12 protein-coding genes are annotated in these 12,806 nt (G+C 68.9%); 2 read left to right on the top strand and 10 right to left on the bottom strand.

Going from position 1 to position 12,806, the window contains the following annotated elements:
- Positions 1-61: 61 nt before the first annotated feature.
- Complete coding sequence (locus LSI54_RS01350) at positions 62-655, bottom strand: twin-arginine translocase TatA/TatE family subunit (RefSeq protein ID WP_241463825.1); 594 nt, start codon at positions 653-655, stop codon at positions 62-64.
- A 26-nt stretch (positions 656-681) separates the two neighbouring features.
- Positions 682-1,575, bottom strand: coding sequence for a hypothetical protein (locus LSI54_RS01345; RefSeq protein WP_241463823.1), 894 nt, complete (start codon positions 1,573-1,575; stop codon positions 682-684).
- A 156-nt stretch (positions 1,576-1,731) separates the two neighbouring features.
- Here LSI54_RS01345 and LSI54_RS01340 point away from each other — a divergent pair, with 156 nt between their 5' ends.
- On the top strand, positions 1,732-2,382 hold the full coding sequence (locus LSI54_RS01340; protein WP_241463821.1) for an O-methyltransferase: 651 nt from the start codon (positions 1,732-1,734) through the stop codon (positions 2,380-2,382).
- A 92-nt stretch (positions 2,383-2,474) separates the two neighbouring features.
- On the opposite strand, the gene LSI54_RS01335 is transcribed toward LSI54_RS01340, so the two are convergent.
- The 4 genes from LSI54_RS01335 to LSI54_RS01320 form a co-directional block, all read right to left on the bottom strand.
- Positions 2,475-2,645, bottom strand: coding sequence for a DUF3117 domain-containing protein (locus LSI54_RS01335; protein WP_084479395.1), 171 nt, complete (start codon positions 2,643-2,645; stop codon positions 2,475-2,477).
- Positions 2,646-2,745: 100 nt separating this feature from the next.
- Positions 2,746-3,195 carry a DivIVA domain-containing protein gene (locus tag LSI54_RS01330; protein ID WP_241477573.1) on the bottom strand — a complete coding sequence of 150 codons (450 nt, stop codon included), beginning with the start codon at positions 3,193-3,195 and terminating at the stop codon, positions 2,746-2,748.
- Between the two features lie 70 nt (positions 3,196-3,265).
- The gene (locus LSI54_RS01325; protein WP_241477572.1) at positions 3,266-4,192 is read right to left on the bottom strand and encodes an undecaprenyl-diphosphate phosphatase; all 927 of its coding nucleotides are present in this window, start codon (positions 4,190-4,192) and stop codon (positions 3,266-3,268) included.
- Entirely contained in the window at positions 4,189-5,049 is an 861-nt protein-coding gene (locus tag LSI54_RS01320; protein ID WP_241477571.1) for an SIR2 family NAD-dependent protein deacylase, read from the bottom strand. The genes LSI54_RS01325 and LSI54_RS01320 overlap by 4 nt, the downstream gene beginning before the upstream one ends.
- Positions 5,050-5,098: 49 nt before the next feature.
- On the opposite strand from LSI54_RS01320, the gene LSI54_RS01315 reads away from it, so the two are divergent.
- The gene (locus LSI54_RS01315; protein WP_241463816.1) at positions 5,099-5,731 is read left to right on the top strand and encodes a DUF4870 domain-containing protein; all 633 of its coding nucleotides are present in this window, start codon (positions 5,099-5,101) and stop codon (positions 5,729-5,731) included.
- Between the two features lie 50 nt (positions 5,732-5,781).
- On the opposite strand, the gene LSI54_RS01310 is transcribed toward LSI54_RS01315, so the two are convergent.
- The 4 genes from LSI54_RS01310 to LSI54_RS01295 all read right to left on the bottom strand — a co-directional run bounded on the left by LSI54_RS01310 (position 5,782) and on the right by LSI54_RS01295 (position 12,674).
- Positions 5,782-6,612 (bottom strand): ABC transporter permease, encoded by an 831-nt coding sequence (locus tag LSI54_RS01310; protein WP_241475720.1) that lies wholly within the window; start codon positions 6,610-6,612, stop codon positions 5,782-5,784.
- Entirely contained in the window at positions 6,609-7,598 is a 990-nt protein-coding gene (locus tag LSI54_RS01305; RefSeq protein WP_241470185.1) for an ATP-binding cassette domain-containing protein, read from the bottom strand. The genes LSI54_RS01310 and LSI54_RS01305 overlap by 4 nt, the downstream gene beginning before the upstream one ends.
- 121 nt (positions 7,599-7,719) lie before the next feature.
- Positions 7,720-9,924, bottom strand: coding sequence for a prolyl oligopeptidase family serine peptidase (locus tag LSI54_RS01300; protein WP_241475721.1), 2,205 nt, complete (start codon positions 9,922-9,924; stop codon positions 7,720-7,722).
- 44 nt (positions 9,925-9,968) lie between these two features.
- Positions 9,969-12,674 (bottom strand): phosphoenolpyruvate carboxylase, encoded by a 2,706-nt coding sequence (locus tag LSI54_RS01295; RefSeq protein WP_241463812.1) that lies wholly within the window; start codon positions 12,672-12,674, stop codon positions 9,969-9,971.
- Between the last annotated feature and the right edge of the window lie 132 nt (positions 12,675-12,806).

Below are 12,806 nucleotides of genomic sequence, written 5' to 3'. Positions count from 1 at the left end.
GTGCTTCGGCAAGGAGGGTCGGGCCGGTCGATCGGGCAGTGCCCGGAGGAACGGAGCGGCCTCAGGTGGCTTCGGTGTCGAAGGGGGCGGCGGCGTCCAGCTGGTCTTCGGAGTCGGCATTCCGCACCGGAGGCTCGACGGCGGCCCCCCGCGTGGCCACGTCTGACGAGGGCCCCAGGTCCGACGAGGGATTCTGACTCGTCGCCGCCCCGGCCATGCCGGCGGCGATGGCGCCTGAGGCTCGCTTCGCAGCCGCGGGAGGGACTCCCCCGCTCGGCGCGCTGGGCGCCGCAGGGCTGGAGCCGTTCTTGCTGCGGAAGAGTTCGCGCGGGTCGGTGGCGGCTCGAGCCGAGTCCAGGGTCCCGGCCACCGCGGAGCGGGTCTCGCGGAAGTCCTCGCCGTATTCGTTGCTCAGCGCGTCGCGAATGATGCGGCGCGGATCGTATTGCCGGGGGTCGTAGCGCTTCCAGTCGACGTCGTCGAAGTCGGTGCCGGTCTCGTCCTTGAACCGGCCCTTGGCATCTTCGGCCATGTCCCGGGCCTGACGTGCCCAGCGGGCCAGGTTTCGGGCGTACTGCGGCAGCCGCTCGGGTCCGAGGATGACGAGCGCGAGAACGATCAGGATCACGAACTCGTAGGCGTTGATACCAGGCACAGCTCAACCCTACCGTCAGCGTCGACTCAGTCGGTGAGCCAGGCGAGCAGCTCCTCGAAGCCGCGTTCAAGCCGCTCGGAGCCGGTGGGGACGATCGGCAGCACCTGCACCCGAGAGCGGTCGGTGGCCATCACCCAGTTCGAGATCTGCTCAGCGGTATCCGCAGGAAGATCAGAGGTGACCACGTACTGCACCCGTCCGCTCTCCATGGCGGCGGTCCATTCCTCCGCCTCTTCGGAGACGTACAGCTCACAGGCATCTCCGGTGCGCAGGGTGAGGGTCTCCCGCAGGGTCGCCGAGGTGTCGACGACACCATCGAGCTTCGACTCCAGGGCGGCGAGCTCCACCCCGGTCTCCTCCGGGCGGGTCTCCGAGATGTCCAGCCGGTGCTCACCGTCGGTGAGCCTCAGCTGGACCGTGCGGATGCCCTCGACCACCCCGGTCTCCGCGTACTCGGTGGACAGCCCGAAACCAGACAGATGCGGGACGGACCAGCCCAGGCTCTTGAGCGAGTTCAGGCTGTCCAGCGGGATCTGCTGGATCTGAGTGCTCTCGGGGGCACCCGGCAGTGTCGCGTCGGAGGCGTCCACGGGAATCAGATTCAGGTCGGTGCTGGTCAGCGGGACGCTCGCGGCGCCGTCGCCGAGAGTCTCCTCGCCATGCTGCTGGCTGGACTGTGAGCCCTGCGGCAACAGCGACTGCACCGAATTGATCTGCGGCAGTGCGCGTCCGCCGATGACCCATGCGGTGACGAAGACTAGAACTCCGAGCAGCGCCAGCACGAACAGCGTCAGCGCCACAAGCCACCCGGCGCGCGGCCGAGTGGCTTCGTGGGCGGCCGCTCCGCGCTGCCAGCCGCGGTGTGAGCCACCGCTGCTGACTCCGCGAGCAGACGGAGTGCTGCTATCGTGCCTGGTCATCCTGACTATCATGAAGGGTAGAACTGGGCAGAAGCTGAAATTCTTCTGAACATCAATCGCCTCAGGGTGCCGAACCGCACCTCGAGATGCAGCCAACCCGCAGGTGCACGTGCACCTGAGCGCCCGGTTCACTCACTCGCACGCAGAGAAGGTCCCATGAAAGCTCAGCACCCCCAGCAGTCGGCCAAGCATTCAAGCTGGGCGTACGCGGAACAGCACGCCGAGGAGGAGCCTGCGCTGCTTCAGGCGCGACGTCGCGGCGAAAGCCTGGGCGTGCAGCCTGTCAGCCAGGGGGTGGCCTCTCTGCTGACCGTGCTCGCCGCGAGCACCAGGGCTCACGCCATGGTCGAAGTGGGCACCGGCGTCGGCGTCTCTTCACTCGCGCTGCTGCGGGGAGGAACCCCGGATGCGGTCCTGACCAGCATCGACTACGAAGCCGACCATATCCAGGCGGCCCGAGAGACCTTCCGAGACGCGCGGCTGCCCTCGGCGCGGACGCGGCTGATCACCGGAAGGGCGGAACAGGTGCTGGCACGACTGACCACTGGCGGCTATGACCTGGTGTTCGTCGATGCGGAGGCGACGCATGCCGCGGAGTATGCCGAACAAGGCGTCAGGCTTCTGCGCCCCTCGGGTCTGCTGATCATCAACGACGCGCTGGACCATGATCGCCTGGCCCGCCCTGCGGTGCGGGATGAGTCCACGCAGCGGATGCGGGAGCTGGAGCGTCGTCTGCTCGAGGACGATCGTCTGCGCACAGCGATGCTCGGGTCCGGGACAGGACTGCTGGTGGCGGCACGGCGCTGACCAGCGGCGAAAGCGCGGGGCTCAGCTGCGGCGCGGGACGGACGATACAGTTCGGGCCGGTCGCGCTGTGCACGACCGGCCCGAACCGAAGCTCATTCTCCGACGGCCTTGATGAGGCACTGCTTGAGTGCCTGGGCCTCTTCATTGTTGATCTCCAGCACCAGACGGCCCCCTCCGTCGATCGGCACCCGCATGATCAGGCTGCGGCCCTCCTGAGTGACCTCCATCGGACCGTCGCCAGTGCGCGGTTTCATTGCAGCCATCGAGTGCATCCCTTCCGAAGTTCTCTAGCGTGCGTGTCCATGCCTGATGCAAAGATCCAGCGCCTGAACTGAATCTATTATCTCGCATCTGCGAGGAATGTCACTCCACCCGCGGAAATTCAGGTTTCGGATCGGCCTGCGAGGGCAGCCTTAGATCCTTGTCAGGCACGCCATGAGCGCGATCCGAGGGACCCGTGTCAGGTTCTACAGTGACTTGATACCTGCTTTCCTGGGGCTCGGACGGGGCCTCGGCCGCGCTCTGCGCCTGGTGCGACTGACCTCCTTGAAGCTCCCGAAGCTGCTGCCCGAGCGCATCGAGGAGCCGGTCCACCTGATCCATCCGGTATCCACGCACCGCAGAGTCGAGACGGACCTCCTGCAGGTCATCCGCGGTGATGTGCTTCTCGACTCTGCGCCGCAGCAGATCATCCACATCGGACTCGCCCAGATCCGTCTCCTCTCTGGGCGCCGAAGCGCCGTCCCAGCGGCCCAGCAGGGCTGCCACCACCAGCGCGAGCAGGACCACGGCGAGCAGGTATAGCCAGAGCATGGGGTCAGCCTATCCCCCGCCCCCGGCGCGCAGCGCTGCGAGTTCGACGCTCGGAGCCCGGCCTCGAATCTCAGGGCTGCTGCAGGTTCAGCTGGTCCTGATCCAGGGGCAGCTCGTCCACCGGTGGGGCGTCGCTCATGTCGGGCTGGGTGATCAGCACGAACAGCGCCAGTCCCACCACGTAGACCGCGAAGACCTTGAAGTGCCCGCGGTAGAGCAGGCGCAGCACCATCCACAGGGCGCCGGCGCCGACGACGGCGGCCACCGCGAATCCCAGCGCGTAGTCCTGCCAGCTCAGGAACAGTCCACCTTCGAAGCTGCCCGGGTCGAGCAGGCTCAGCGACTGCAGCCCGGTGGCGGCGACGATCGTGGGAATCGCCACGAAGAAGCTGAACTGCGCCGCCAGGCGCCGGTGCATGCCCAGCGCCAGCGCCGCGGCGATGGTCAGCCCCGAGCGGCTCAGCCCTGGGAACAGCGCCGCCGCCTGGGCCAGGCCGATCACGACGGCGACCAGCACCGTCATCTGGGCGGCACCGCGCCAGGTGGTCTTCACCGAGTCCGACCACCACAGCACCGCGCCGGTGATCATCAGCATCACCGCCACCGCCCAGGGGGTGGCGAAGACGTCGGTGCCGTAGGCGCGGATGAGCAGTCCCAGGACCCCGGTGATGGCAGTGGTGAGCAGGCCCAGCAGCGCGAGCCGCAGGTGGATCAGGTGCCGCAGCGTCCGGCGTCGGCGCCAGAGCCCGAGCTCCCGCCAGATGCCTTTGACCAGCCGCTTGAGCGGTCGCCACATCACCACCGTGACGGAGACCATCGTGCCCAGGTGCACCACCAGGTTGTAGAGGATCATCTCCGGGGTGTCCGGGGAGGGCAGCGGCGACCCCTCGGCCGCCAACCATTGCTGCACCAGCACCAGGTGGCTGGAGGAGCTCACCGGAATGAACATGAACAGCCCCTGGATCGCTCCCAGGAGCACCGATTCCCACAGACTCATCGAGCGCGGCGCTCCACCGAGTCGTCGGTCCCATCCGATCCGTCCATCGCGTGCAGCGCCTCGCCGGTGACCGCCTGGACGAGGACCGGCAGAAGCTTCCCCGCCGGGCCGCGCAGCCGGTGGTGCATGGCGTCGCTGAGCTCGGTGGGCTCGGGATTGATCTCGATCAGCGGGGTCCCGCGCTCCATGCCGAGCAGCGGCAGCGAGGCCGCCGGCTGGACCAGCCCGGAGGTGCCCACGACCAGGATCAGGTCCGCGGCGCGCATCGCGTCCGCAGCGGCGTCGAACGCCTCCATCGGCAGCGGCTCGCCGAACCAGACCACTCCGGGCCGGATCAGCCCCTCCTCGCAGACCTCGCACAGCGGCGGATCCACTGGCTCTGCGGGCGCGGCGGCGCCGTCGTACTGGGGGGCCGCAAGTTCGGCGGGCGCATCGCATTCAGCGCAGCGGTGGGCCGTGATGCTTCCATGCAGATGCGCGAGGACCTCGGCGCCGGCACGTTCATGCAGGTCATCGACGTTCTGGGTCGCGATGCTCAGTCTGCCTCCGGCTCCGCCGAGCTGCCGCTGCCACTGCGCCAGGGCCTGATGTCCGGGGTTCGGCGAGACCTGTTGGATCAGCGCGGCGCGCCACCGGTACCAGGTGTGCACCAGGGCAGGGTCGCTCTCGAAGGCCTCCGGGGTGGCCAGGTCCTGGGCGGAGAAGCGTTCCCACAGGCCGGTCTGGACCTCGCGGAAGGTCGGCACGCCGGACTCGGCTGAGATCCCCGCGCCGCTGAAGACCGCCACGTGACGGGCGGCGCGTGCGAGGGTGAGGACATCATCGGGAATGGGCGGAGCATCGGACTGATCACACATGTCCTCCACCGTATCGATCACAGCCGGTGAAGACTACGCTGTTCATCACGTGAGCGTTCTCGGTGAACCCCATGGCCCGGCACGCCCCGCCGACTTCGGAGGAATGATGAGTCAGCCCACCCACCCCTCAGGTGCAGATGGTGAATGGCAGCAGGGCCCCGACGGACAATGGCGCAAGGCGCCGCCGGAGCAGGACGCAGCCGGAGGTCCGGTGCCGCCGGCCCAGGCGCCTCCCGGCCAGGCTCCACCGGCCCAGACCTCCCCGGGCCAGGTTCCTCCCGGCCAGGCGCCTCCTGGCAGCGGATCGGGTGCCGCGGGCGGTCCTGCAGCTCGACCCGCTGCTCAGCCCGGGGTGCCGGTGGGTGCGGGCGAGGAGCAGGGCTGGGGCGTGGCGATGCACCTGGGCGGGGTCTTTCTCTCCTGGCTGGTGCCCCTGGTGCTGTGGCTGGTGTTCCGCGAGCGCAGCCGGATGCTCGATGATCACGGCAAGGAGGCGCTGAACTTCCAGATCACCTTGTTCATCGCCTATATCGTCGGCGCGGCCACGACGATCATCCTGATCGGCTTCCTGATCCTGTTCCTGGCCTGGGTGCTCTCCGTGGTGTTCAGCATCTTGGCCGCGATCGCCGCCTACAATCGTCGGCCCTACCGCTACCCGCTGACGATCCGCTTCATCAAGTGAGCCTGCTCCAGGTGAGCTGACCCAGCCGGTCCCGCAGAAGCTCAGCCGGATCAGCTCTTGCGGTTGTAGAAGTACATCGAGAGCGGGCCGAAGACCCCGATCAGCACCGCGCAGTAGACCAGCACCAGGGTGACGCTGGAGAACTGTCCGACGCCGGCCATGAGCTCACGGATCGCGGTCACCACGACCGAGACCGGGTTGACCTCGACCGCACTCTGCAGCCAGCTCGGCATCGTGGCGGGGTCCACGAAGATGTTCGAGGCGAAGGTCAGCGGCATCATGATGAACATCGAGATGCCCATCGCGGCCTGTTCGGTGCGCACCAGCAGCGAGATCACCGTCCAGACCCAGGAGAGGCTGAAGCTGAAGACCAGCAGCAGCACGAAGGCCATCAGCACCCCGACCATGCCGCCCTCGGGCCGGAAGCCCATCAGGAAGCCCACGCCCAGGATGATGGTGCCGGCGAGGACATAGCGGACCTGGTCTCCCAGCAGCGCGCCCACCAGCTGAGCCGGGCGCCAGGTGGGCAGCGAGCGGAACCGGTCGAAGACACCTTTGGAGATGTCGCGGTTCAGCGTCAGGCCGGTGTACATGGTGATCATGATCATCGTCTGCACGAAGATCCCGGGGATCAGCCACTGCACGTAGCCGTCCACCGATCCGGCGATCGCTCCGCCGAAGATGTAGGTGAACATCACGGTCATCATGATCGGGAAGACGGTGACGTCGAAGAGCTGCTCGGGGATGTGTTTGATCTTCAGCAGCGCCCGCCACCCGTAGGTCAGCGAGGCGCTGACCGCGCCCGCCGGGGCTGGTCGTTGATCTGCCGGGACCAGGACGCTCCTGATCCGCTGGTTCTGGTCCTGCGCCGTGGTGGTCACGCCGCCTCCTCCTGTGCGTCTGCGGTCGCGCCGTCAGTCGCCTCGGGTGCTGTCTTGTGGCCGGTCAGGGCGAGGAACACCTCGTCCAGGCTGGGCTGGCCCAGCGCGAAGGTCTCCACCGCGAGCGCGGAGTCCTGCAGCGCGATGAGCGCGGCGGCCGCGCGGGACTCGTCTTCGAGTCGGACGGTGAGCGCCGCCGGGTCTGATTCGCGCAGGACCTCGGCCAGCAGGGTGCGGCCGAGGATCGCGGCGGCCTCTTCACGGCGGGCCGGGTCGGCCACCCGGACCTTCAGCGCGCCGGTGCCGACCTGGGCCTTGAGCTGCCCGGGGGTTCCTTCGGCGATCACCTTGCCGGTGTCGATGACCGCGATCCGATCAGCGAGCTGATCGGCCTCCTCCAGGTGCTGGGTGGTGAGCAGGATCGTGGTGCCGCCCGCCACCAGGGTTCGGATGATGTCCCAGACCTGGTTGCGGCTGCGCGGATCGATCCCGGTGGTGGGTTCGTCCAGGAACATCAGCTGCGGGGTCACGATGAGCGAGCCTGCGATGTCGAGGCGGCGGCGCATGCCTCCGGAGTACTTCTTGACCTGCCGGGCGGCCGCCTCGGTGAGGCCGAAGGCATCGAGCAGCGTCATTCCGCGGACCTTGGCCTGGCGGGCGTTGTAGCCGAGCAGCCGGCCCAGCAGCATCAGGTTCTCGATCCCGGTGAGATCCTCATCGAGGGAGGCGAACTGGCCGGTGAGCGCGATCTTCTCACGGATCGCCTTGGGCTCGGTGAAGACGTCGTGGCCCAGCACCCGGGCCTCCCCCGCGTCGGGGCGCAACAACGTGGCCAGCATCCGGATCGCCGTCGTCTTCCCGGCCCCGTTGGGGCCGAGCACGCCGTAGATGCCGCCCTGGGCGATGTCCAAGTCGATGCCGTCCACCGCGGCGGTGGAGCCGAACCGTTTGACCAGCCCGCGCGTTTCAATGGCTGGCACACTCATGCGCAGCGATCCCCCTGGAAATGGTGCTGAGAAGCTCGATGTGATCAGCTCGCCGCTGCACGCGGCGAAGCCCGATTTCACGGCTCCAGTCTAGTCCGCCGCCGGCGCAGGGGAACCCCTCTCAGCCCAGCTGCTGCCAGAGCCAGCGGTAGATCAGCGCATTCATCATCGCCTGCTGCGCGGGGTTCGCCGCGCCGCCGTGGCCGCCCTCGGTGTTCTCCCAATAGGTGACATCGGCGCCGAGCTCCTCCAGGGCCGCAGTCATCTTCCGGGCGTGCCCGGGGTGCACCCGGTCATCACGGGTGGAGGTGGTCAGCAGCACCGGCGGGTAGTCCACGCCCTCGCTGACCAGGTGGTAGGGCGAGAAGCTCTGCATGAACTCCCAGTCGGCGGTCTCCGGGTCGCCGTACTCCGCGCGCCAGGAGGCCCCGGCGAGCAGCTGGGCGAACCGGCGCATGTCCAGCAGCGGCACCTGGATTACCACCGCACCGAAGAGCTCGGGATACTTCGCGAGCATGTTGCCGGTGAGCAGTCCGCCGTTGGAGCCGCCGCGGCAGGCGAGCTTCTGAACCGTGGTCACCCCGGTGCGCACCAGGTCCCGCGCGACCGCGGCGAAGTCCTCGTAGGCGCGATGCCGGTTCTCCTTCAGCGCGGCGTGGTGCCAGCCGGGACCGTATTCACCGCCGCCGCGGATATTGGCCACCGCGAAGACTCCGCCGGCCTCCAGCCAGGCCTTGCCGGCCAGCCCGAGGTAGCTCGGGGTCTGTGAGATCTGGAACCCGCCGTAGCCGTAGAGGATCGTCGGGTGCGGCTCCGGTCCGGCGATCTGGGCGGCGCCAGGAACCGTCTCGGGGTCGGCGGCCTCCACCGCCTGGACGGCGTCGGCCCGGCCGATCAGGAAGTACGGGATGCGGGTGCCGTCGGCGCTGGTGGCGAAGCTCTGCACCGAGGCGAGACCGTCGGAGTCGAAGCGTTCGGGCGCCTGTTTGATCAGCTCCAGCGACGCCGGCGCGCCGGTGCGCAGACCCTCCAGGGTGCCGCGGTAGAGGCTGGTGGGGGTGACCCAGTCGTTGCTGGTGACCCAGACCTCCTCGGACTCCTCCTCGTCCACCGCTGCCACGCCGAGGGACCCGTGGAGCTCGCCGAAGACGGCGCTGGCCCGCCATCGGCCGGCCTCGCACCAATGCGCCTCGACCCGGTGGATCACGTCTTCCATGATCGTCACCAGGATGGTCTCACGGGTGACCGTCACGTCCAGCAGCGCGGCCGACTCGGTGGGTTCGAAGAGCACCCGCAGCTCGGGCTCCCCGGCGATGAACTGCTCGGCGTCGCCGACGATCAGGCTGCCGCCGCGGTAGGCCACGCCGTGGTGGGTGAAGTCGGTGCGCGGGCGCAGCACGATCAGGTCCCGGTGAAAGCCCACGGAGACGTCGGTGGGCACCTCGATCAGCGTCATCGCGTCCTGCGCGGAGGGATCGATCAAGTATGTCTCACGGTCGTAGAAGCCCAGCAGCCTCACCCCGAAGTGCCGCTCGAATCCGGGGGTGCTGTCGAAGCCTGCGACGGCGGTCATATGGTCCGTCTCGACGCTGAGCACCGCCTGAGCGTCGGCGAGCTTGGTGCCGCGATGCCAGCGGCGGGCCACCCGCGGGTAGCCGGAGCTGGTGACCGCATCGGCGCCGTCGTCGTGGGTGAGATAGACGGTGTCGGCGTCGATCCAGCTCAGCCCGCCCTTCCCCTGCGGACGGTGGAACCCGCCCTCGGACTCCGGGATGAAGCGCCGGGTCACCAGGTCGAATTCACGGGTCACGTCGGCGTCGGAGCCGCCCGGAGACAGCGAGATCAGGGTGTGCCGCCACGGGTTCGTGGCAGGCTGGCCGGCGGTGTCGGCTGGCGGGCTCTGCCCACCGGCGCCGCGCGGGCGCAGCACCTCGGCGCCGTGCCAGACCCAGGTGACGCCCTCCTCGGCGCTGAGCGCGTCCAGATCCAGCAGGACCTCCCAGTCGGGGGTCGAGCTGCGGTAGGAGTCCTCAGTGGTGCGCCGCCACAGGCCCTGCGGGTGCTCGGCGTCGGTCCAGAAGTTATAGAGGTGCTCTCCGCGCTTGGTCACCCCGGGGATCCGGTCCGAGGCGTCGAGGATCTCGCGAAGCTCGGTGCGCAGCGGATCGAACGCCTCGTCCTGGATGCGCTCCTCGGCCCGGGCGTTGCGCTGATGCACCCACGCAAGCGCCCGCTCCCCGGTGACCTCCTCGAGCCAGAGATGCGGATCGGCCTGCGCCGGATCGAGGTCGGGACTGATCAGGGGTTTCACCGAGGGGACTGTCATCCCCCAATCCTAGCCACCTGCGTCGTGCCGCGGCTCTGCCGAGATCAGCCGGTGTTCTGCAGGCCGGCGGCCACGCCCTTGAGCGTGATCAGCAGCAGGTTGCGCGGATCATCGATCTGATCATCGGCCAGCTTGCCCGAGCGCAGCACCCGCAGGGCGCGCAGCTGGATCAGCGAGAGCGCATCCACATAGGGGTTGCGCAGCTGCACCGCCCGGCCGAGGACCTGGTGTTTCTCCAGCAGCCGCCGCTGGTCGGTGATCGCGAGCACCCATTTGGAGGTCAGGTCGAACTCCTCGAGCACCACCGCGGTGAGGTCCTCGCGGTCCCCCAGCGCCAGGTACCGCTCGGCGATGCGCCGGTCGGTCTTGGCCAGGGACATCTCGATGTTGTCGATCAGCGCGCGGAACAGCGGCCATTCGGCGTAGGCCTGGCGCAGCTGCGCAAGGTCCTGCACCGATTCCAGCGCGCTGCCCAGCCCGTACCAGCCGGTGAGGTTGATCCGGGCCTGGCCCCAGGCGAAGTTCCACGGGATCGCGCGCAGGTCTTCGAGGGATTCCACCGAGAGTCCGCGCTTGGCCGGGCGGGAGCCGATGGCGAGCAGCCCGACCTCGTCCTGCGGGGTCACCTCGGCGAACCAGGGCGCGAAGCCCTCGGCGTTGACCAGGCCGTGGAAGCGTTCCCGGGAGACGGCGTCCATCTTCTCGGCGAGTCCGGCGTAGCGCCGGGCGGCCTCGGCGTTGCGGCGTTCGGTCGAGGGTGCCGAGGCCATCAGCGTGGCGGCGGCGACCTGCTCGATGTGGCGCAGCGCGATCTCCGGGTTGCCGTAGCGGGCGGAGATGACCTCCCCCTGTTCGGTGACCTTGAAGCGCAGATCCACCGAGTGCGGGGGCTGCGCGAGGATCGCCCGGTTCGCAGGTCCGCCGCCGCGGCCCAGCGCGCCGCCGCGACCGTGGAACTGGGTCAGCGTGATCTCGTGCTTGATCCCCCAGGCGGAGATCTTCTCCTGCGCCTCATAGAGCGCGAGGGTGGCGGAGACCGGGCCGACGTCCTTGGCGGAGTCGGAGTAGCCCAGCATGACCTCCATGCGCCGGCCGGTCTGCTCCAGCCGGGCCTGCACGGCCGGGTTGGTCAGCATCTCCTCGAGGATCTGCGGGGCGTTGCGCAGGTCCTCATAGGTCTCGAAGAGCGGGATGACGTCGAGCACCGGGGCGTTCTCGGGTCCGCCGAGCGCCTTCTCGGCGAGGGTGTAGACATCGGCGAGGTTCTGCGCGGACTGGGTGAAGGAGACGATGTAGCGCCGAGCGGCGTCGACTCCGTAGCGCTGCTGCACCGAGGCGATCGCGCGGAAGGTCTCCAGCACCTCCTCGCCCGGCACGGCCATCTTCTCCACCGAATCGGGGTCCTCGAGCCAGGCCAGGGTCTGGGCGTGCACCTTGGAGTGCTGGCGGACCTCGAGCTCGGCGAGGTGGAAGCCGAAGGTCTGGACCTGCCAGATCAGCTCCTGCAGGTCACCGTAGGCGGCCCGGTTCGCGCCGGCCTCCACGAGGGAGTCCTGCACCACCCGCAGGTCCGCGATCAGCTCTGCGGGCACGGCGTAGGCCAGATCGGCGTTGCGCTCCCGGGTGGCCTGGATCCGTCCGGTGATGGCGAGCAGCACCTGGCGGTGCGGCTCTCCCGGGGAATGCTGGGAGGCCTGCTCGGCGAGCTCCTCGGAGAGCTGGCGCTGCCGGTTCCACAGCGCATCGAGCTTGCGGCTCGGCGGGGTGTAGCGGTCATCGAGGGTCAGCGACATCCCGGTGCGGCGGGACCGATCTTCCAAGTCGGCCAGGACCCGGTCGGCGGCCTGGGCCACGGCCTTGCGGGTGATCGTGGCGGTGACGTTGGGGTTGCCGTCCCGGTCTCCGGCGATCCACGAGCCCAGCCGGATGAAGGCCGGCGCCTTGGGCGCCTGCGCGCCGGAGTCCTCGCCCTGGAGCCAGTCGTCCATCCGGCGGTAGGCCTGGATGAACACCGAGGAGAAGGAGGAGTCGAAGATCCCCAGCGCGGTGCGCACCTCGTCCAGCGGTGAGGGGCTGGAGACGCGCAGCTGCGCGGTGCGCCACATGTTGTCGATCTCTTCGAGGAGCTCGCGCCGGTTCTTGGCCAGCTCTGTGAAGCCGATCCGCGGATCATCGCGCACGTCGAGCAGCGCTCCGATGCGGCGCACCGAGGCGGTGATCGCGTTGCGGCGGGCCTCGGTGGGGTGGGCGGTGAGCACCGGGTGGAAGCGCAGCTCCTTGAGCCGGCGCTCAGCCTCGCGCTCGCCGACCTCTTCGGCGAGGTGGGTGAACGCGGCGGCCACCGAATCTGAGGGCTGCTGCTGGGCGAGCGGCAGCTCGCCGTCACGGGTGCGCAGGGTCCGCACGCGGTGCTGCTCCTCGGCGAGGTTCGCCAGCAGGAAGTAGGAGGTGAACGCGCGGGCGACCTCTTTGGCCCTCTCGGCGGAGAAGGAGGAGACCAGCTCCTCGGCGCGCTCCAGGATCTCGCCGCTGGAGTCCTCCAGTGCCGCGATGGTCAGTTCGCGCAGCGCCTCGACGTCGGCGAGCAGACCCTCGGAGCCGTATTCCTGGAGGACCTGGCCGAGCAGGCCGCCGAGCAGGCTGACGTCGCGGCGCATCGCCTCGGGCACCTCATGGGTGGCTTCGACGCGGGTGACGCTGCCGGTGGCCGGCGAGCTCGCCTGCGCGGGGACAGGTGTTTCCTGGGGCATGTGAATCTCCTTCTCGGATGCTTCACGTGACCCCATCGTCACGCTGATGAACTTGTCCTGCTGCTGCACTTCATCGAACTCTGAACCGCAGGGACTGCTGTGGCGCCCCGACGTGGCGGCGCTCACTGTGTC

Source organism: Nesterenkonia sp. AY15 (genome assembly GCF_022565855.1).
Taxonomy (GTDB): Bacteria; Actinomycetota; Actinomycetes; order Actinomycetales; family Micrococcaceae; genus Nesterenkonia.
The sequence above is the reverse complement of the archived record's forward strand: the minus strand, read 5'-3'. Positions and strand labels throughout refer to the sequence as shown.

Excerpts from the sequence above, each read along its gene's own strand:
- LSI54_RS01305 (WP_241470185.1), bottom strand. The coding sequence starts at position 7,598 with ATGAGTGTGCCAGCCATTGAAACGCGCGGGCTGGTCAAACGGTTCGGC.
- LSI54_RS01330 (WP_241477573.1), bottom strand. The coding sequence starts at position 3,195 with ATGCTCTGGCTATACCTGCTCGCCGTGGTCCTGCTCGCGCTGGTGGTG.
- LSI54_RS01320 (WP_241477571.1), bottom strand. The coding sequence starts at position 5,049 with ATGTGTGATCAGTCCGATGCTCCGCCCATTCCCGATGATGTCCTCACC.
- LSI54_RS01295 (WP_241463812.1), bottom strand. The coding sequence starts at position 12,674 with ATGCCCCAGGAAACACCTGTCCCCGCGCAGGCGAGCTCGCCGGCCACC.
- LSI54_RS01340 (WP_241463821.1), top strand. The coding sequence starts at position 1,732 with ATGAAAGCTCAGCACCCCCAGCAGTCGGCCAAGCATTCAAGCTGGGCG.
- LSI54_RS01345 (WP_241463823.1), bottom strand. The coding sequence starts at position 1,575 with ATGACCAGGCACGATAGCAGCACTCCGTCTGCTCGCGGAGTCAGCAGC.
- LSI54_RS01335 (WP_084479395.1), bottom strand. The coding sequence starts at position 2,645 with ATGGCTGCAATGAAACCGCGCACTGGCGACGGTCCGATGGAGGTCACT.
- LSI54_RS01325 (WP_241477572.1), bottom strand. The coding sequence starts at position 4,192 with ATGAGTCTGTGGGAATCGGTGCTCCTGGGAGCGATCCAGGGGCTGTTC.
- LSI54_RS01300 (WP_241475721.1), bottom strand. The coding sequence starts at position 9,924 with ATGACAGTCCCCTCGGTGAAACCCCTGATCAGTCCCGACCTCGATCCG.